An 18,534-nucleotide genomic window follows, 5' to 3' on the forward strand; every position below is an offset into this window, starting at 1 on the left:
CATCTAAATATGTTAAAAATAAAAAAATATTTATTAATTATATTAAGTTCCTTTTTTTTGTTTTCTTGTACCGAATCTACTTCTAATGTTGGTAAAATAAATGAGAATGAAATAGCAGAGATAGTTAGTTCTGATGATACTAAAGATGCTATTACTTATGATTTTCTGATTACAAATGGGATGACATTTTTAGAAATAAATACAATATTAAATTCAGCATTAAGTGGTGATAGGGTAGCTGTAGAAGCTGGTACTTATAATATTACAGGAGAATTAGCAATTAAAGATGGTATTTCTATTTATGGAAAATCAGAAATTAGACCTGTTTTTACCGCAATAGAATCTTCATCAACAGAAATGTTAGAACAATATTGGAGTTCTAATAACAGTGATATAGAAATATATGGTATCGAATTTAAAAACATTAGACTCAACTTAAGGTACGCAAGTAATACAACGATAAAATCTTGTGTTTTTGATTATGGTAAAAGAAAATTAGGAACAAATAAGTCTTTTACTCAAGATGCATATATTCAGCTATTCGAAACAAATAATATTCTACTTTCAGAAAATACTTTTAAAAGAAGACAAGGCAATAGCGGACGTGGAGTTTATATTGTTGATTGTGAGAATACAGAAATTTTAAACAATACTTTTGGAAATGATAATGGAGATGAAGGTTATTTTGTTTGCAGCATAAATGACAATAGTAACGGAACTGTTATTAAGGAAAACATTATAAAAAGAAATGAATCTTGGGTTAACCTAAACGAAACAGATCATGGTATTTATGTTCATAGTTTTAATAATGTAACTATAGAAAATAATACAATTTCTGGTTGGCCTACAAATAGCAGTGGAGGTTCTATTAAGTTACGTAATGGAGAAAATGCCACAATTAGAAACAATACAATGAGTACTTCTGGTATATTAATGTATGTTTATGGAAACACTCCAGATCATCCTATTTTAAAAAATGTTGTCATTATTAATAATAATATTAATGTTGCAATTACTACTACAGATGATATTTATCACGGAATTGGGTATTGGAGAGATACATTAGAAGAAGAGTTCTATGAAGAATCTATTAATATTACTGAAAATGTTTTACCTAACGGAAACATTAAAATATCAAACCCTATAAATGTAGCGTCATTTAATAAAAATGGAGGAGGAGTTTTTAAAAATGATATAAAAGTTATTAGTCTAGTTTCAGGTATTAATAATTCTGGTAATGATTAATAGGTTATATTTATCTTAATATATTATTAAGTTTAAATAAAATCTCTTTTTTACGGTTAAGTGTTTGGTGGTTAGATGTAAACATAACAGTTTGTGAAAAAAAAGTGAATAAAATTTACTGTTTTATATTAATTTATTTACAGAAACTAAATTTTAGTTTGTAATTAAAAATCTGTCTTTGGTATTTCTAATTTAATAGCTTGTAGTTTATTTGGGAGGCATCAAATCTATTACTTAAGTATTTAAAGCTACATATTTATCATAATATCTATTCTGTTTAATTTATTTTTGATATATGGAGGTATTGTCTTTTTATAATAAAGTAAATAATCAAGAAAGTAAAAGACTTAACTCGGGGGTATAAGTAGCAAGAAGTAAATAAGTTATCATTGTTAAAAATAAAGGCAATAAAGGTCTTTTTACTTAACTGTATTTTCTGTTGATTGTAAAACATATAGTTTTATCCATTCTATCAACTTTGTCCAAGTTAATATTTCTTTTTTTCAGTATTAGAAGGTTTGGTTGTACTATGGTGACTTTTTTGTAGATAATAAATATTAGCCATCACAAAAGCATTCTGTTTAGAACGCATTAAAATTTCTGGGGTAGTTACAGAGTTAATACCTTGATGTTCTTTTTTGTAATAATTTTCACATAGATTAGAAGGATTACTTGGATATTTCATATTTTGTTATTTACCAATACAATATGTAATAAACTTATATTCTATTGGATTTTTGGATGTTTTGTTGTTCTAGTAGTATGCATTTATATTCTTTTAGCTGACTTGACTCTAGCTATTATAATCTTACTCATAATAGTTTTTTATGTTTTTATTTGATTAAGATTTTTCAAAACCTATTCCACTTCCTATATATAACAAAATTACAGCTCTCTATTTTTCTTGAAACTCCATAAAGCAAAGAGATTTGTTTTTAGATAGATGACTAATTCATATTCCCGTAATTAAAATATTTGACTTTATTTAATTTCATTTTTTTTAATGAAATGCTTTGAATTATAAGTTGTTAGATTATGTAAACGTAAAGTTATTTAAGAATTTATATTAAGAAATCAATTTACTAATTGCTATAACAAAACGAATATAAAAGCATCGTTTTATCTATTAATAAATCACCTCACAAGTAATTTTGTTTAACAATAATTAATATTAGTTAAACATTTTGTATATTTACACAAAAAATAGAGATGTTCGGAATATTTAAAAAGAAATCAGAAGTACAAAAATTACAAAGTAAATATGAAAATCTTATGAAAGAAGCTTATTCTTTGTCTACTTCGGATAGAAAAAAGAGTGATGAAAAGACATGTGAGGCAGAAGAAGTGATGAAACAAATGTTAGCACTGAAAGCATAGATTTTAAAAGGTATGAAAGAAGATAAAAAACCAGACAATGTAGTTTTTAATACAGAAACGCAAAAGTATGATGCATCGTTAAAACCATATGCAACTTCTGTTGGTGCTCCGGTGATAACAACTTCTGATAGTATTGCTTGGAAAAACAGAAGCATTAATAAGGTAAATCATAAAATGAAGTCGAAATATTTAGAGTTAAAAGCTGAATATGAAAATATGATGAAGGAGTATGAGTATAATAAAATGATTTTTGATGCGGAATTTACTTTTGAACCTATTCTTGGAGAAATATATCATTTGTACAAAAGAGATAACGAAGAAACTTTTTTGTCAATTATAGCTCCAAATGAATGTCGTTTTAATTCTTTAGGTAGTTTTTATTTAAGTGCAGAACAAATTTGGCAAAAGATATAATATGAAATTAGAAACAAAAGAATTTACAGAAATAGAATTAGATCGTATTATAGAGATGGCTTGGGAAGATAGAACTCCTTTTGAAGCTATTGAATTTCAATTCGGATTAGCAGAAAAGCAAGTAATATTGGTAATGCGAGGCAATTTAAAAGAATCGAGTTTTAAACGTTGGCGTAAACGAGTGCATAGTGGTGTAAGTCAAAAACACTTAAAAAAACGCAACCCAAATATTACACGTTTTAAATGTTCTCGTCAAAAAGCAATTTCGGGAAATAGAATAAGTAAACGTTAATCGCAGAGTCATAGGCAGGTCTTTAATTTCTAGATTTTGTAAAAATAAATAAGAATATCTAAAAAAATGTGTTTAACACGGAGGTAATTGATTAAAATACCTATTGAAAAATCAACCTATAAATATTGTTTGGTTAAAACGAGATATTCGTTCACAAGATCACGAACCTTTGCATAAAGCAGAGCAAGCAGGTATTCCGTATAAAATAATTTATCTTTTTGAACCTTCAATTATAGAATATCCAGACACGAGTCCAAGACATTTAAAGTTTATCTACAATTCTATTCAGGTTTTAAATACTATTCTAAAACCTTTTAATCGAAATGTAAGTGTTTTTTATGCAGACGCTATAGACGTATTTAATTACTTAATTGAAGAGTTTGATGTAAAAAATGTTTTTAGTTATCAAGAAAGTGGTATTCAAATAACTTGGAACCGTGATAAAACTATTAGCTCATTTTTAAAAAAACATAAAATTACTTGGCAAGAATTTCAACGAGATGGCATTTTAAGAGGTATTAAAAATAGAGAGAATTGGAATAAGAATTGGCATATTACAATGCACGCTCCTATAATTCAAAATAGATATTCAATTTCTAAGGAAGAAGAGATAAAACATCCTTTTTTAATTCCTGTTGTATTAGAAACAGCATGGAAAGAATATCCGAAACAATTTCAACCCGCAGGAGAACAAAATGCTTGGCGTTATTTAAAATCATTTGTAGCTAAAAGAGGAAGCAATTACCAAAGGCATATTTCAAAACCAACGGAAAGTAGAATGTCATGCAGTAGATTATCACCGTATTTGGCTTGGGGAAATATCAGTATAAAACAAGTTTTTCAATTTGTAGGTACACATCCTAACGGAACAAAAAACGACAAAGCATTTTCGGCAATGTTAACACGTTTACATTGGCATTGCCACTTTATTCAGAAGTTTGAGGTAGAATGTAGATATGAAACGTTGTGTATTAATCAGGGTTATGAATTATTAGCACATCAAAAAAATGAAAAATTTATAAAAGCTTGGAAAACAGGAATGACGGGTGTACCTTTAGTGGATGCTTGTATGCGTGCAGTAGCACAAACAGGTTGGATTAATTTTAGAATGCGAGCGATGGTTGTTTCGTTTTTAACATTGAATTTAGATCAAGATTGGCGAGACGGAGCCTATCACTTAGCACGACAGTTTTTAGATTATGATCCGGGTATTCATTATCCACAATTTCAAATGCAAGCTGGCACCACAGGAATTAATACCGTACGTTTATATAATCCTGTAAAAAATTCACAAGAACATGATCCAGAAGGTGTTTTTATAAAAAGATGGATTCCAGAATTAGGAAATGTTCCAATGGCATACATTCATGAACCTTGGAGAATGTCTACAATGGAGCAAGCGTTTTGCGAAGTTGTTATTGGTGAAAATTATCCGTTACCCATTGTTAATTTGCAAGAAAGTGCGCGATTGGCTCGAGATAAAATATGGGGACATAAAAAGCATTCCGCAGTTGAAAAAGAAAAGAATCGCATTTTAAATATGCACGTAAATAGAAAAAATGATTTACAATAAACAAGATATAGAAGGATTTGACCGTGTTACTAAATTAAAAATTATGAATTCGGTTACAGGTATAAAGCCAGCAAACCTTATAGGGACTATAAATAATAAAGGACAAAGCAATTTAGCTATTTTTAGTTCTATAGTTCATTTAGGTAGTAGCCCTGCGTTGTTAGGTTTTATTACAAGACCACAAACAGCAGAAGTTGGGCATACGATAGCTAATATTCAAGAAAATGAAGTGTATACAATCAATCATATCCACCAAGATTTTATAAAGAATGCGCATTATACCTCTGGAAAGTTCGATGTAGATACGTCGGAGTTTAAACGATGTAATCTTACTGAAGAATATATAGAAGATTTTAAGGCGCCTTTTGTAAAGGAAAGTAATTTTAAAATAGGAATGCGCTTTGTAGAAGCTATTGATATAAAACATAACGGGACCAAATTAATTATAGGAGAAATAGAAAAACTAATTTTTCCGGATGATGCTATGGTAGATGGTGATATTGATTTAGAAGCTACGGAAAGCATCGGTATTTCTGGTTTAAATAGTTATTATTCCCTAAAAAAAGTAGCGAAGCATCCTTATGTAAGAATAGATGAAGTTCCTGATTTTTAGTTGTAGGATGATAATCAATAATTTAATTATCCGATGCTTTGCATCAAGGAAATTTATTGTGTTTCCGTAGTTATTTAATAACTTATTATAAGATTATTTATCAATGAAAAAAGAGCATCTACCAGAAAAAATATGTATCGTTTGCGACCGACCGTTTACGTGGCGTAAAAAATGGGAAAAGAACTGGGAAGCTGTAAAATATTGTAGTCAACGTTGTAGAAGAAATAAATGAAAACAATCAACTTAATATTTCCACATCAATTATTTGAAGAATCTCTAGTTTTTCAAGTAAATGCGCCTGTTTATTTGGTAGAAGAGTATTTGTTTTTTAATCAATATTCATTTCATAAACAAAAAATAGTTTTTCATAGAGCTACTATGAAACGGTATGCTGATTTTCTTCAGAAAGAAAAAAATGTTGCCGTTCATTATATTGAAGCTGTAGAAAGTGTTTCAGATATTAGAGAATTGATTCCCGCTTTAAAGCAAAAAGGAATTGAACATATTAATTATATAGATCCGACGGATAATTGGCTTCAGAAAAGGTTGCTAAAAGGCTGTTTAGAACATAATATTAGCACAACAATTTATGACTCACCTTTATTTTTAAATTCAAAAGAAGAATTAGAAGTTTTCTTTAGAAAGGATAAAAAGAAATACCATCAAACAACTTTTTATACGGAACAACGTAAAAAACGTAATATTCTTTTAGAAGCTGACGGAAAACCAACAGGCGGAAAATGGACTTTTGATATCGAAAACCGAAAGAAATATCCAGCTAAAAAAACACCTCCGTCAATTCAGTTTCCTGATGTTGATGGGTATTTTAAAGAAGCAAAAGCGTATGTGAATAGTCATTTCGCTAATAACTTAGGAAGTTTAACTGAATATGCTTTATATCCAATTGATTTTAAAACAAGCAAAGATTGGTTACAACAGTTTTTTGAGAAACGCTTTATCGAGTTCGGAGTGTATGAAGACGCTATTGTTGCTGAAAATTCAATATTAAATCATAGCGTGTTAACACCAATGCTTAATGTAGGTTTAATAACGCCTAAATATGTGGTTGACGCTTGTTTGGTTTATGCTGAAGCAAATGATGTTCCTATTAATTCTACAGAAGGATTTGTAAGACAAATAATCGGTTGGCGAGAATTTATAAGAGGTATTTATGAATCTAGAGGAAGTGAAGAACGAACTACAAATTTTTGGAAGTTTACAAAAAAGATTCCAAAATCTTTTTATGACGGAACTACAGGTATAATACCCATTGATCAAACGATTAAAAAAGTATTAAAAACAGGGTATTGCAATCATATAGAACGCTTAATGGTGTTGGGTAATTTTATGATGTTATGTGAATTTGAACCTGATGAGGTTTACAAATGGTTTATGGAACTCTTTATTGATGCTTACGATTGGGTAATGGTAACTAATATTTACGGAATGAGTCAGTTTGCAGATGGAGGTTTAATGGCTACGAAGCCTTATATAAGTGGTAGTAATTATATAATGAAAATGAGCAATTATAAAAAAGGAGATTGGCAAGCTACGTGGGATGGTCTTTTTTGGAGATTTATGAATTCACATCGTGACTTCTTTTTGTCGAACCCTAGATTAGGAATGTTGGTTAGAATGTTTGATAAAATGCCTGATGAAAAACAAGAATTACATATTAAAAATGCTGAGAGGTATCTTTTAAAACTTTAAAAAAGTCATATAGAGAAAAGAAAAAATATTACTTATAAGAGTAATAGTTATATTGATATGGGTTTATTACCTTTTTGTAGTTTTATCTTTATACGAATACGAAATAAATACACTTAATAATTTAATTTTAAAAAAATATGAAACAGTTAGTCATTTTTGATAGTAATACGAATCGTAATGGTGATAATTGGAAAATTATTAATGATGCTGTAATGGGAGGGAAGTCGTCAGGAGCATTTTCTTTAAAAGAAAATGGTAATTGTGTTTTTAGTGGCACTGTGTCTTTAGAAAATAATGGCGGATTTTCTTTATTGAGGAATCGTTTCGCTAAAATAGTACCGAACAAATATTCTAAAATTATTATTAGAGTTAAAGGAGACGGAAAACGATATCAATTTAGAATAAGAAGTAAGATAGCAGATGATCACGTTTATATTGCTTTTTTTGAAACGTCTAATGAATGGGAAGATATTGAAATATTATTATCAGATATGTACCCTACCTATAGAGGTAAGAGATTAGAAAAACCAAATTATAGCAAAGAAAGTCTTGAAGAAATAGCTTTTTTAATTGGAAATAAAAAGGCGGAAGGTTTTAAAGTTGAGATAGACAGTATTATTCTAACTTAAATAAATTTAAAGCTGAATACTTTTGGAGTACCAAAACGACCAACAAGGTGTTTTGAAGAGAAATAAAACTAAATTGATTTTTATGAAAAAGCTGTTTTTTTGCTCTTTATAGTCTTTTTCTTTCCTTTGTTAACGCTTGTTTACTTTGCAATACAATAACACTAGTATATATGATTGGGAAGAAGATTGTTGTCTTCGTCATTCTTTTATAAAGACCATTAACCGCACGTATTCTAATTTCATAAACAAGATACTCCAGAAGGAGAAATCAACTATTTAATCTATAGTCTTGATTGTGAATGGTTATAGATTATATCTAAATTTAAGTATTACAGATTATACACTGCTATTAATTAGGATTTGGTTTTAAAATTCCAGGTTCACATGATTTTAATAATAAAAATTGGTTTTGTATTATTGATACTTTTTCACCATCACTAAAAGGTATTGTACTGTTAGAAAAGTAACAATAATAGAAGAATATTCTTATATGGTTAAAGTAAGATCTGTTGTTCTTTTTGTTATTATTTCTATTTAATTGTATTTTTTAATTGTGTCTTATTTAAGTGGATTCATATTATTAACAAACTTAGAATATTTATTTTTGTAGGTTTTCCTTTTTACTTATTTTAACTCCTTTTGTAGTAACTAAAAATTTGAATTATTTTATTGAATTTTAGATTTACAAATTAACAGTAATTATACCAACACAATTTAAAATGAATACAAACAACTTTATTATATTAATTAAAGTTTATTACAATACTTTTAGAATAGTATAATTTTTTTTTTGTATTTTATTTAGAATCAAAAAAAGTTTGTAACTTTGCTAAGTAAACCATAGTGGTTTATTTGGTTTACTTAAATTATATGTATGAAATCTGGAAATAGTCATTCTAAAGAATTAGTTTTTGAGAAAACAGAAAAATTATTGTTGAGTTACGGTGTTAAGGGTTGGAACATGAACGATTTGGCAAAAGAATGTAATATGTCTAAAAGAACTTTATATAAAATAATTGGAAATAAGGAAGATCTTTTATATGAGATAAGTTTAAATTCAATTAGTAAAAATATCAATAATTTAAAAAAATACTTAGAAAGTAATAGTCCCTTTCCTTTGTTGTTACAAAATTTAAGTGATCAAATAATAAACAGCTTTGATAAAATTACTTTATCTAATATAATAGCCCTTAGAATTGAGTATCCAAGAATAAAAGAAATGGGAAAAAGCAAAGAAAATAGCGAAAAAGATTTTTTTATTGACTTTTTCCAAAAAGGAAAAAATGAAAATTGTATATCAGATAATGTTGAAGCATCAACCATTCATAAAATTGTACATGCATTAATAGAATATCATATTTACAACTGTGATAATAAAACTGAATTTAAAAATGAAATGAAAGAAGTGTTAAATGCATATTTTAATGGGATATTAAGATAATTTTTTTTGCTTAAAGGTAAACTAAAAAAACTAAATCGGTTTACTGGGTTTGTTGTGTTGACTAAAACAATAAACGAATTAAAAATGAAAAGTCAATTAAATTTTAAGTGGAAAATAGAATTATAAATAAATCGGCTGAAATGTTTTTAAAACATGGTTTTAAAAGTGTTACAATGGATGATATAGCTTTAGAAATGGGAATTTCTAAAAAAACTATTTATAAATATTTTAAAAATAAAAAAGAATTAATAAAAATAGTTATCACACAATTAATTGAAAAAATTTCATACGGTATAGATTTTATTTTTGAAATGAATTTAAATCCTATTGATAAACTTTTTACAATTAAAGATTTTGTGACGTATTATTTAAAAAGCGAAAGTTCTTCACCTTTTTATCAGTTGCAAAAATACTACCCTGTAATTTTTAATTCATTAATATCTAATCAATTTAATAAAGTAGATGAATATGTAATAAAAAATTTGAAAAATGGAATAGAACAAGGTCTTTTTAGAAATGACATTAATTTAAAGCTTATTAGTAGGTTTTACGCTACAGGAATTAACGGAATTAGAAATGCAGAACTTTTTAATCCAATACAATTTAGAGGTTCAAAAAAACTTTTTAGAATACCATTTAAGAGGTATTTGTACTCAACAAGGAATTAATTACATAGAAACAAATATTAAAATCAAAGTAAACAACAATGAATAAAATTATAATTATATTTTTTCTGCTTTTTGCAATAAAAATAGAGGCACAAGAAATAAAGTTGCTCACTCTAAAAGATGCAATTATCTACGCTTTAGACAACAAGTCTGAAGCAAAAAAATCAAAATTAAAAGTAGAAAATAGCACATACCAAATTCAGGAAGCACGTTCAAGAGCTTTACCACAAATTTTTGCTAATGGTTCATTAACATACAATCCTGTATTACAAACAACAGTTATTGACGGTGATTATTTTGGACAACCAGGAACAATGATTGAAGCAAGTTTTGGACAAAAATGGTCTACAGGTGCTGGTATTATTTTAACTCAAAACTTATTTGATCAATCTATATTCATAGGTTTAAAAGCTGCCAAAACTACACGAGAATTTTATCAAATAAATGACCAATTAACTAAAGAACAGGTTATTGAAAGAGTAGCTAATAATTATTATCAAGTATATGTATTACGACAAAGATTAATTTTAGTTGAAAATAATTTAAAAACCACGACTAAAGTACGTGATATAGTAAAAGGTCAATTTGAAAATGGTTTGGCTAAAAAAATAGATTTGGATAGAATGAATGTTAACATATCTAATATTAGTACACAGAAACAACAAGTTATTAACGCAGTTCAATTGCAAGAAAATACCCTTAAGTTTTATATGGGGATGCAAATTGATACTCAAATAAATATTCCAGAATTTGAGTTTGAAATTAAGCCAACTGTATTAACAAACGACCTAAATAAAACTAATAGAAGTGAATATTTATTACTTAAAAAACAGGAAGAATTATTAGGGTTACAAAAAAAATCAATAATTTCTGAATTTTACCCAACACTTTCCCTTTCTGCTAACTACAATTATATTGGGCAAGGCTCAGAATTACCATGGGGAGCAAATTCTGATGACGATGTTTATTGGTCAGATTTTTCTTCAATTGGATTAAATTTAAAAATCCCTATTTTTTCTGGATTTAGAACAAGAGCTAAAGTGAAGCAAGCAGATGTTCAATTAAGATCCATTAAAGAAGATGTTAAAAACACTCAATTATTACTTGATTTAGAATATAAGAATGCTACTACTCAAATTGAAAATAGTGTTATAACGCTTCAAAATCAGAAAGAAAACATGGCCTTAGCTGATGAAATTTTGAAAAATATTAATAATAACTATGTATTAGGCTTAGCATCGTTAACAGATTTATTAGATGCTGAAAATGCTTATACAACTGCACAAAATAATTATACTGCTGCAATTTTAGACTACAAATTAGCAGAAATTCAATTAATAAAATCAAAAGGAGAATTAAATACATTAATTAATTAAACAGATGAAAAAAACAATAATAACAGGAATAATAGTCATTGGAGCTTTAATTTTAATTGCTTTAGTACTAACAAAAAATAAAAAAGAAAATGAAGTCAAAATAGCTCTGGTTTCAGAACAAAATGCAGCTGTATCAGTTAAAGTTGATACAGTTAAAACTGATAATGTTCTATTAAACTTTAGTACCAACGGTAATTTTGAACCAATTCAGCAACTTACTTTTAGTGCTGAAAATTCTGGAAAAGTTATTCGTATTTTGGTGAAAGAAGGAGATAAAGTTAAAAAAGGCCAAACATTGGCAATTGTAAGAAGCGATATTATAGATTTAAATGCTCAAGCTACAGAAGCAACTTATCAAAATGCATTAAATGATTATGCTAGATTTCAAAGTGCATTTAAAACTGGAGGTGTAACTCAACAACAGCTAGACCAGGCCAAATTAAATATGGTAAATACAAAAGCTAACTATACGCATGCAAAAATAAATTTAGGAGATACTAAGATTAAATCACCTATAAATGGAATTATAAATAAAAAAATGATTGAAATTGGTTCTATACTAACTGCAGTGCCATCGACATCACTTTTTGAAATTGTGAATGTTTCTAAACTTAAATTAAAAGTTACAGTGAACGAATCTCAGGTAGCGAATTTAAAAGTTGATGATATTATTAACGTAACTACATCTGTTTTTCCTGATAAAGTTTATGAAGGTAAAATCACTTTTATTGCTCCAAAATCAGATGGAAGTTTAAACTTTCCAGTAGAGATTCAAATTGAAAATAATATTCAAAGTCAGTTAAAAGCCGGAATGTATGGAACTGCTAATTTTAGTTCAAAACAACAAAAACAAGATATGATTGTTGTACCAAGAAATGCATTTGTAGGTAGTGTAAATAGCAATCAAATTTTTATAATAGAAAATGATATAGCCAAGTTAGTAAATGTTACTTCAGGAAGAATTATAGGTAATCAAGTTGAAATTTTAAAAGGTTTATCAGTTGGACAAATTATTGTTACAACAGGGCAAATTAACCTAGAAGACGGTAATACTGTTGAAATTATTAAATAATTGATTAAAATAATTATTAGACAAAATATATGAAATTAGCAGAAATATCCATAAAAAGACCTTCACTAATTATTGTGCTTTTTACAATTCTAATTATTGGTGGGCTTTTCAGTTATAGTCAATTAAGTTACGAATTAGTCCCAAAATTTGAAACAAATGTAATCACCGTTTCAACCGTATATCCCGGAGCGTCTCCAAATGAGATTGAAAATACCGTTACTAAGAAAATTGAAGATGCAGTTTCCTCGTTAGAAAATATCAAAAAAATTGATTCTAAATCATATGAAAGTCTTTCAACAGTAATGATTACATTGACTTCAAATGCCAATGCAGATTATTCTATAAACGAAGCACAACGTAAAATTAATTCAATTCTAGCAGATTTACCTAAAGATGCAGATCCACCTTCATTAATAAAATTTTCTTTAAGTGATCTTCCAATCATGACTATTGGAACCAATGGAAAAATGGATGAAGCTGAATTCTATGATTTAATTGATAAAAAAATATCGCCGGTGTTATCCCGTATTGATGGTGTGGCGCAAGTAAATATTATTGGTGGTCAAGAGCGTGAAATTCAAGTAAATTTAAATGCAACAAAACTTCAAGGGTACGGTTTATCAGTACCACAAGTGCAACAAATTATTTTAGCATCTAACTTAGATTTTCCAACAGGAAGTATTCAAACTAGAGAACAAAAAATATTAATTCGATTAGCAGGTAAATATAAAAATGTTGATGAATTAAGAAATTTGGTAGTATCCTCTCAAAACAATATTCAAATTCGTTTAAAAGATATTGCAGATGTTCAAGACACTCAAAAAAATGCTGAAAAAATAGCACGTGTAAATCAAAAAAGCGCAATTATTTTACAAATTATAAAACAATCAGATGCCAATGCAGTTGCTGTTAGTGATAAGGTTGTAAGTACAATAAAATTACTTGAAAATGATTATAAAACAAACCAATTAAAATTTAACATTGCTAAAGATAGTAGTCGTTTTACATTAGAAGCATCTGATTCTGTTATACATGATTTAATGATTGCTGTATTTTTAGTTGCTTTTGTAATGTTGTTTTTCTTACATAGTATTAGAAATTCTTTAATTGTAATGGTTTCTATACCTTCATCTTTAATTGCGACATTTATTGGTATTTACTTATTTGGATATACATTAAACTTAATGAGTTTATTAGCATTATCACTAGTTGTAGGTATTTTGGTTGATGATGCAATTGTTGTTTTAGAAAACATCTATAGACATATGGAAATGGGTAAAAATAGAGTTAGAGCAGCTTATGACGGCACTTCTGAAATAGCAGGAACAGTAACTTCAATTACCTTAGTAATTGTTGTAGTTTTTTTACCAATAGCTTTAAGTTCTGGTTTAGTTTCCGATATTATCACTCAATTTTGTGTTACCGTAATTATTTCTACATTATTTTCTTTATTAGCGTCTTTCACTCTTATTCCTTGGTTATCCTCTCGTTTCGGAAAACTAGAGCATATAGAAGGTAAAAATTTCTTTGGAAGAATTATTTTACGTTTTGAAAGCTTTCTAACGAATTTTACAAACTGGATTTCTAGAATACTAACTTGGTGTTTAGATTATTATAAAACTACTTTAATTGTTGTTTTAGTGTTGTTTTTTAGTTCTGTCGCACTTCTTCCTGCTGGATTTATTGGTAGTGAATTTTTTGCGGCATCTGATAGTGGTGAGTTTTTAGTTCAAATTGAAATGCCTAAAAATGCTTCATTAGAGCAAACCAACTTTATGACTCAAAAAGCAGAAGCTTTTTTAAATTCAAAAAAATATGTTTACAGTCAGTATTCAACGGTTGGTCAAACCAGTGAAGGAATGGGTGCTGCTCAAGCTACGGCATACAAAGCTGAAATTAATGTTAAAATGATTGACCAAAACGAACGTACGGATGGTGCTACTGTTTATGCTGCAAAAATAAAGCGAGAATTAGAAAAGGTTTTAGTTGGTGCTAAAGTTAAAACGGTTCCTGTAGGTCTTTTAGGATCAGCCGAAAATGCAACATTAGCATTGGTTGTTACAGGGCCAAATGTAGAAAGTGCCATGAAATTTGCCAAATTAGCAGAGTTAGAATTACGTAAAATTGCAGGTACTACTGAAATTAAACTAACTGTTGAAGAGGGAAGTCCGGAAGTTAATGTTCAAGTAGATCGAGATAAAATGTCTGCTTTAGGTTTAACGCTTCAAACAGTAGGTGCAACTATGCAAACAGCTTATAGTGGTAATACAGATGGAAAATTTAGAGCCGGTGAATACGAATATGACATTAATATTAAATACAATGCATTTGATAGAAAAAATATTAATGATGTTAGTAATCTTATTTTTGTGAATAACATTGGACAACAAATTAAGTTATCACAATTTGCAGCAATCACAGAAGGTTCTGGTCCAAGTCAATTAGAACGAAGAGATAAATCTCCTTCGGTAACTGTTCAAGGACAAAACGTTGGAGTTTCATCAGGAACAATTGTAACACAATGGCAAGAAAAGCTTGATAAATTAGAAAAACCAATTGGAGTTAATTATATTTGGAGTGGAGATCAAGAAAACCAAAGTGAAGGTTTTGGTACTTTAGGAATTGCACTATTAGCTGCTATTATATTAGTTTATTTAGTAATGGTGGGGCTTTATGATAGTTTTATTCATCCATTTGTAGTTTTGTTTGCTGTTCCATTATCATTTATTGGAGCGTTGTTAGCATTGGCCTTAACTAATAATTCATTAAATATATTTACTATTCTTGGTATTATTATGCTAATTGGTCTAGTTAGTAAAAATGCCATTATGTTGGTAGATTTCACCAACCAGCGAAGAGCTGCAGGAGAATCTATTAGAACAGCTTTAATTCAGGCTAATCACGCTAGGTTACGTCCAATTTTAATGACAACTATTGCTATGGTGTTTGGTATGATACCGATTGCGATTGCTTCAGGAGCAGGTGCAGAATGGAAAAACGGTTTGGCTTGGGTAATTATTGGAGGATTAATTAGTTCTCTTTTTCTTACGCTGGTGGTTGTTCCTGTAATTTATGAAATAATGGAAAAAATAGTTGATAAATTAACTAAGGGTGAATCTGTAGATTATGAAGCAGCAATGCATGAAGTTTACGAACATCATGATTTGAGTGAAGATGGATATACTCCTAAGCACGAAATGTAGTTAATTCAAAATATTTATATAAAGATAATTCAAAAGCTCCATTTTAAGGAGCTTTTGTCTTTTTAAGAAACTGTATGTTTTATTTTTTACTTAAAAAATCTTTTAATATAAATTAAACATTAAGTTTTTTACAATTGATATTGGCTAAGTGAAGTCAAACAAATCTACTTTCCAATACAATATGTAATATTCCATTTGTTTAAGAGGCTTTAAGAGTGTTGGGGTGGAGTAGTGGTGTAGTGTTTTGTCTTCTTTTGTTTGATTTAGTCAAGTAAAAGAAGATAAATATAAAATTAAATGGTTTTTATATTCAATTCATAACGACTGCTTTTTAAAGTTCCTGTTTTTGTTAAAACACCTTTATCTACCATATCTTTTAAATCTCTCGTAGCGGTGGAAGCAGATGTTTTAGCAATTTTAGTATATTTTTCGGCACTTAATCCACCTATAAAACCAGTATGTCCAGCTTCAAAGATTCTTAACGATACTTTATATTGTCGTTCGTTTAATTGATTTTTATATCGTTCAAAAAACTTTGCTTTTTCTACAATAAAATCTACACGTTTTAAAGTATTTTCTTGAGCATTTAAAATAGTTTCGCTAAAGTATTGTAACCAGTTGGTAATTTCTAAAGTTGTATTGTTTGTTTCAAGCGATGTGTAATACATTTTTCTATTACCTTCTATGGTGTGTGATAATGAACTTAATGTAGGCTGTTTAGAACTGATGGCAATAGATTTCTCAGCTAATGCTCTAGCAATTCTTCCATTTCCATCTTCAAAAGGATGAATACAAACAAAATATAAATGCGTAATGCTAGCTTTTGCAAGTGGTAATAAACTTGTGTTATTAGGATTATGAACTTGATTGAACCATAAAATAAATTGTTCCATTTCAATAGGCACTTTGTCCGATGGAGGAGCTTCAAAATGAACAGTGGGTCTATCAAGCCTTCCGGAAACAACTTGCATTGGATCTGTATGTGTTCTATAGCTTCCAATATTTGTTAAATCTCTTCTTCCATTGGTTAACATTTTATGCCAATCAAACAGTAGATTATGACTTAATGGTTGATTGAAGTTATGATACAAATCCACCATCATTTCAGAAATGCCAAGTTCTGCAGGTGCTATTTTTCTTTTGTCCGTAGTAAAACCAAGATTTTTTTTAATGGAAGATTGTACACTTTCTCTATTCAAAATTTCTCCTTCAATTTCTGAAGTTTTTATAGCTTCTTCACTAAGTATTTCTACTAATAAATCATCTTTAGAGACTCCTTCTATATGTCTTATGGCACCTAATACGAGTCCTGAGTTTTTAGAAAATTGCATTTCTAATTGTTCAAGAGTCTCTTTTCTATAAGTAAAATTTGGCCATTCTTTGTGTAGCCAATTCCAATTTTTATATGCCATGAGCTATAAATATGATTTTTATAGCTCAAATATAATGATAATTTGAGCTATATTTTTTATTTTTATAGCCCAAATTTTATTTTGAATTATTGGATGTTTTTTTTAATCAACTTAACGAAGCGAAACAAGTAAAGATTTGAGATAAGGAAATGTAATGACTTAATGATAATTTTATGCAGTTGAGTGAGGTAAGATTGAAAAGAGAAATCTTTATTAATATTAATACGATATTATATTCGTTGCTGTAATGGCTGATTTTCTTCTATAATACTTATTATGTTCGAAGCAAACTCTTCCTCTTACAATAGCTGGGTGAACTTTGATTTTTTTAGCAAAATTTAAAATAACATCATCGGTAAATACATTATTAGCTATTTCAAAATATTCCCATTCTGATTCAGGTATTAACATATTTCTGGCGAATTGATTCGCTTCAAATTCTAATATGTCGTTTTTGGAACTATTAATAAAAAAGGAATGATTTTTATAATTTCCCGTAAGGTGTAGAAAAACATGACCTAATTCATGCATTATTGTGAATGCAAAATTATCTAAACGTTTATATTTTAGAGATAAAACAATTGATGGAATGCCATTAGACATAAAAGATTTACCGTCTACAGGTGTTTTGGAGGGTCTGTCTAGTGTGTCAAATTTAATACCATAACTGTTTAATGTTTTTTTAGTGTCTTTTATTAAATTTTCGGTGTTCTTATTAAATAAAATATTTAATTCATTAATTAAGTTAGTTTGATTATTAAGGTTGAATTTTTTAACTTTAATATCTTTTACAACGTATTCTGCATAGGTAGACCATGCTATAACGTTATTTTTTTGTTCGCTAAAGGCGTTAGATTTACGGTAATGAGAAAAAACATAATCCTCGTGGTACTGATAAAACTCTTCAAAATTTTTAACATTGTATATTTTGAATATTGATTTGATATTTGATTTAATATCTGAGTCTATTATATTTTTCTTTCTAAAATAACTATTAGGAATTATTTTCTGGATATTATTCCAAATTCTAATAAGTGTTGCTTCTTCTGAAAGAGATATTTCAGTTTTGTTAACATCATACATAGCTTGTTTAACCATCCAATCTTTTGCTCTACCTAATCCAACAGCTTCAAGTTTAACAGATAATTCAGCTGTAAACGGTTTTTTATTGACTAATATATTATTTAGTACGGATGGGGTGAGTTGAATTATAGAAGATAAGTCTCTTTGAGACATGTTTTTATCTTTCATTAATTCAGTTAAAGAGACACTCGGGTGCTGTATTTCTTTCATGGTGCAAATGTATAAAAAAAATTATTATTACAATTTAATAAAAAAAAACTATTCAACAAAATAAGTTAATAACTTTTAATTTAAATTAGTTAAAAAATATCAAAAAAGTATTTACATTTGCATAAGTTAGTTTGTTAAATAAATTCTGTTTTTCAGAACAAAAATAAAAACCACACAAAATGAAATAAAAATAAATAAAAAAAGCTCAGTATAAAA

17 protein-coding genes are annotated in these 18,534 nt (G+C 28.3%); 14 read left to right on the plus strand and 3 right to left on the minus strand.

The features are described from left to right. Window positions 1–9: 9 nt before the first annotated feature. Complete coding sequence (locus GQS57_RS02690; RefSeq protein ID WP_165730947.1) at window positions 10–1,245, plus strand: NosD domain-containing protein; 1,236 nt, start codon at window positions 10–12, stop codon at window positions 1,243–1,245. A gap of 487 nt (window positions 1,246–1,732) precedes the next feature. Here the strand turns inward: GQS57_RS02690 and GQS57_RS02695 are convergent, their stop codons facing one another. Continuing rightward, window positions 1,733–1,930, minus strand: a complete 198-nt coding sequence (locus GQS57_RS02695) for a YchJ family metal-binding protein (RefSeq protein WP_165730949.1) — start codon at window positions 1,928–1,930, stop codon at window positions 1,733–1,735. A gap of 524 nt (window positions 1,931–2,454) precedes the next feature. Here GQS57_RS02695 and GQS57_RS02700 point away from each other — a divergent pair. The 13 genes from GQS57_RS02700 to GQS57_RS02760 all read left to right on the plus strand — a co-directional run bounded on the left by GQS57_RS02700 (window position 2,455) and on the right by GQS57_RS02760 (window position 15,613). Beyond that, window positions 2,455–2,622 carry a Lacal_2735 family protein gene (locus GQS57_RS02700; RefSeq protein ID WP_165730950.1) on the plus strand — a complete coding sequence of 56 codons (168 nt, stop codon included), beginning with the start codon at window positions 2,455–2,457 and terminating at the stop codon, window positions 2,620–2,622. Between the two features lie 12 nt (window positions 2,623–2,634). Next, the gene (locus tag GQS57_RS02705) at window positions 2,635–3,036 is read left to right on the plus strand and encodes a DUF2452 domain-containing protein (RefSeq protein ID WP_165730952.1); all 402 of its coding nucleotides are present in this window, start codon (window positions 2,635–2,637) and stop codon (window positions 3,034–3,036) included. A 1-nt stretch (window position 3,037) separates the two neighbouring features. Next, complete coding sequence (locus GQS57_RS02710; protein ID WP_165730954.1) at window positions 3,038–3,328, plus strand: TIGR03643 family protein; 291 nt, start codon at window positions 3,038–3,040, stop codon at window positions 3,326–3,328. Between the two features lie 103 nt (window positions 3,329–3,431). Continuing rightward, entirely contained in the window at window positions 3,432–4,901 is a 1,470-nt protein-coding gene (locus GQS57_RS02715; protein WP_165730956.1) for a cryptochrome/deoxyribodipyrimidine photo-lyase family protein, read from the plus strand. Continuing rightward, the gene (locus tag GQS57_RS02720) at window positions 4,888–5,514 is read left to right on the plus strand and encodes a flavin reductase family protein (RefSeq protein ID WP_165730958.1); all 627 of its coding nucleotides are present in this window, start codon (window positions 4,888–4,890) and stop codon (window positions 5,512–5,514) included. The genes GQS57_RS02715 and GQS57_RS02720 overlap by 14 nt, the downstream gene beginning before the upstream one ends. A 103-nt stretch (window positions 5,515–5,617) precedes the next feature. After that, window positions 5,618–5,746, plus strand: coding sequence for a DUF2256 domain-containing protein (locus GQS57_RS02725; protein WP_165730960.1), 129 nt, complete (start codon window positions 5,618–5,620; stop codon window positions 5,744–5,746). Next, window positions 5,743–7,224 (plus strand): cryptochrome/photolyase family protein, encoded by a 1,482-nt coding sequence (locus GQS57_RS02730; RefSeq protein WP_165730962.1) that lies wholly within the window; start codon window positions 5,743–5,745, stop codon window positions 7,222–7,224. The genes GQS57_RS02725 and GQS57_RS02730 overlap by 4 nt, the downstream gene beginning before the upstream one ends. A 137-nt stretch (window positions 7,225–7,361) precedes the next feature. Beyond that, complete coding sequence (locus GQS57_RS02735) at window positions 7,362–7,853, plus strand: CIA30 family protein (RefSeq protein ID WP_165730964.1); 492 nt, start codon at window positions 7,362–7,364, stop codon at window positions 7,851–7,853. A gap of 874 nt (window positions 7,854–8,727) precedes the next feature. Further along, a complete protein-coding gene (locus GQS57_RS02740) occupies window positions 8,728–9,294 on the plus strand; it encodes a TetR/AcrR family transcriptional regulator (protein ID WP_165730966.1) in 567 nt (188 codons plus the stop codon). 140 nt (window positions 9,295–9,434) lie between these two features. Next, window positions 9,435–9,962, plus strand: coding sequence for a TetR/AcrR family transcriptional regulator (locus GQS57_RS02745; RefSeq protein WP_240915414.1), 528 nt, complete (start codon window positions 9,435–9,437; stop codon window positions 9,960–9,962). Window positions 9,963–10,000: 38 nt separating this feature from the next. Continuing rightward, window positions 10,001–11,338, plus strand: a complete 1,338-nt coding sequence (locus GQS57_RS02750) for a TolC family protein (RefSeq protein WP_165730968.1) — start codon at window positions 10,001–10,003, stop codon at window positions 11,336–11,338. Between the two features lie 4 nt (window positions 11,339–11,342). Continuing rightward, a complete protein-coding gene (locus GQS57_RS02755; RefSeq protein WP_165730970.1) occupies window positions 11,343–12,410 on the plus strand; it encodes an efflux RND transporter periplasmic adaptor subunit in 1,068 nt (355 codons plus the stop codon). A 29-nt stretch (window positions 12,411–12,439) separates the two neighbouring features. Beyond that, window positions 12,440–15,613 (plus strand): efflux RND transporter permease subunit, encoded by a 3,174-nt coding sequence (locus GQS57_RS02760; RefSeq protein WP_165730972.1) that lies wholly within the window; start codon window positions 12,440–12,442, stop codon window positions 15,611–15,613. Between the two features lie 293 nt (window positions 15,614–15,906). Here the strand turns inward: GQS57_RS02760 and GQS57_RS02765 are convergent, their stop codons facing one another. Together GQS57_RS02765 and GQS57_RS02770 are read right to left on the minus strand one after the other, a co-directional pair. Then, a complete protein-coding gene (locus tag GQS57_RS02765) occupies window positions 15,907–17,025 on the minus strand; it encodes a Fic family protein (RefSeq protein WP_165730974.1) in 1,119 nt (372 codons plus the stop codon). Window positions 17,026–17,244: 219 nt separating this feature from the next. Further along, on the minus strand, window positions 17,245–18,318 hold the full coding sequence (locus GQS57_RS02770; RefSeq protein WP_165730976.1) for an ImmA/IrrE family metallo-endopeptidase: 1,074 nt from the start codon (window positions 18,316–18,318) through the stop codon (window positions 17,245–17,247). Between the last annotated feature and the right edge of the window lie 216 nt (window positions 18,319–18,534).

This window comes from Polaribacter sp. 20A6, from assembly GCF_011378915.1.
Lineage (GTDB): Bacteria > Bacteroidota > Bacteroidia > Flavobacteriales > Flavobacteriaceae > Polaribacter > Polaribacter sejongensis.

Excerpts from the sequence above, each read along its gene's own strand:
- GQS57_RS02690 (WP_165730947.1), top strand. The coding sequence starts at position 10 with ATGTTAAAAATAAAAAAATATTTATTAATTATATTAAGTTCCTTTTTT.
- GQS57_RS02695 (WP_165730949.1), bottom strand. The coding sequence starts at position 1,930 with ATGAAATATCCAAGTAATCCTTCTAATCTATGTGAAAATTATTACAAA.
- GQS57_RS02700 (WP_165730950.1), top strand. The coding sequence starts at position 2,455 with ATGTTCGGAATATTTAAAAAGAAATCAGAAGTACAAAAATTACAAAGT.
- GQS57_RS02705 (WP_165730952.1), top strand. The coding sequence starts at position 2,635 with ATGAAAGAAGATAAAAAACCAGACAATGTAGTTTTTAATACAGAAACG.
- GQS57_RS02710 (WP_165730954.1), top strand. The coding sequence starts at position 3,038 with ATGAAATTAGAAACAAAAGAATTTACAGAAATAGAATTAGATCGTATT.
- GQS57_RS02720 (WP_165730958.1), top strand. The coding sequence starts at position 4,888 with ATGATTTACAATAAACAAGATATAGAAGGATTTGACCGTGTTACTAAA.
- GQS57_RS02725 (WP_165730960.1), top strand. The coding sequence starts at position 5,618 with ATGAAAAAAGAGCATCTACCAGAAAAAATATGTATCGTTTGCGACCGA.
- GQS57_RS02730 (WP_165730962.1), top strand. The coding sequence starts at position 5,743 with ATGAAAACAATCAACTTAATATTTCCACATCAATTATTTGAAGAATCT.
- GQS57_RS02735 (WP_165730964.1), top strand. The coding sequence starts at position 7,362 with ATGAAACAGTTAGTCATTTTTGATAGTAATACGAATCGTAATGGTGAT.
- GQS57_RS02740 (WP_165730966.1), top strand. The coding sequence starts at position 8,728 with ATGAAATCTGGAAATAGTCATTCTAAAGAATTAGTTTTTGAGAAAACA.
- GQS57_RS02745 (WP_240915414.1), top strand. The coding sequence starts at position 9,435 with ATGTTTTTAAAACATGGTTTTAAAAGTGTTACAATGGATGATATAGCT.
- GQS57_RS02750 (WP_165730968.1), top strand. The coding sequence starts at position 10,001 with ATGAATAAAATTATAATTATATTTTTTCTGCTTTTTGCAATAAAAATA.
- GQS57_RS02755 (WP_165730970.1), top strand. The coding sequence starts at position 11,343 with ATGAAAAAAACAATAATAACAGGAATAATAGTCATTGGAGCTTTAATT.
- GQS57_RS02760 (WP_165730972.1), top strand. The coding sequence starts at position 12,440 with ATGAAATTAGCAGAAATATCCATAAAAAGACCTTCACTAATTATTGTG.
- GQS57_RS02765 (WP_165730974.1), bottom strand. The coding sequence starts at position 17,025 with ATGGCATATAAAAATTGGAATTGGCTACACAAAGAATGGCCAAATTTT.
- GQS57_RS02770 (WP_165730976.1), bottom strand. The coding sequence starts at position 18,318 with ATGAAAGAAATACAGCACCCGAGTGTCTCTTTAACTGAATTAATGAAA.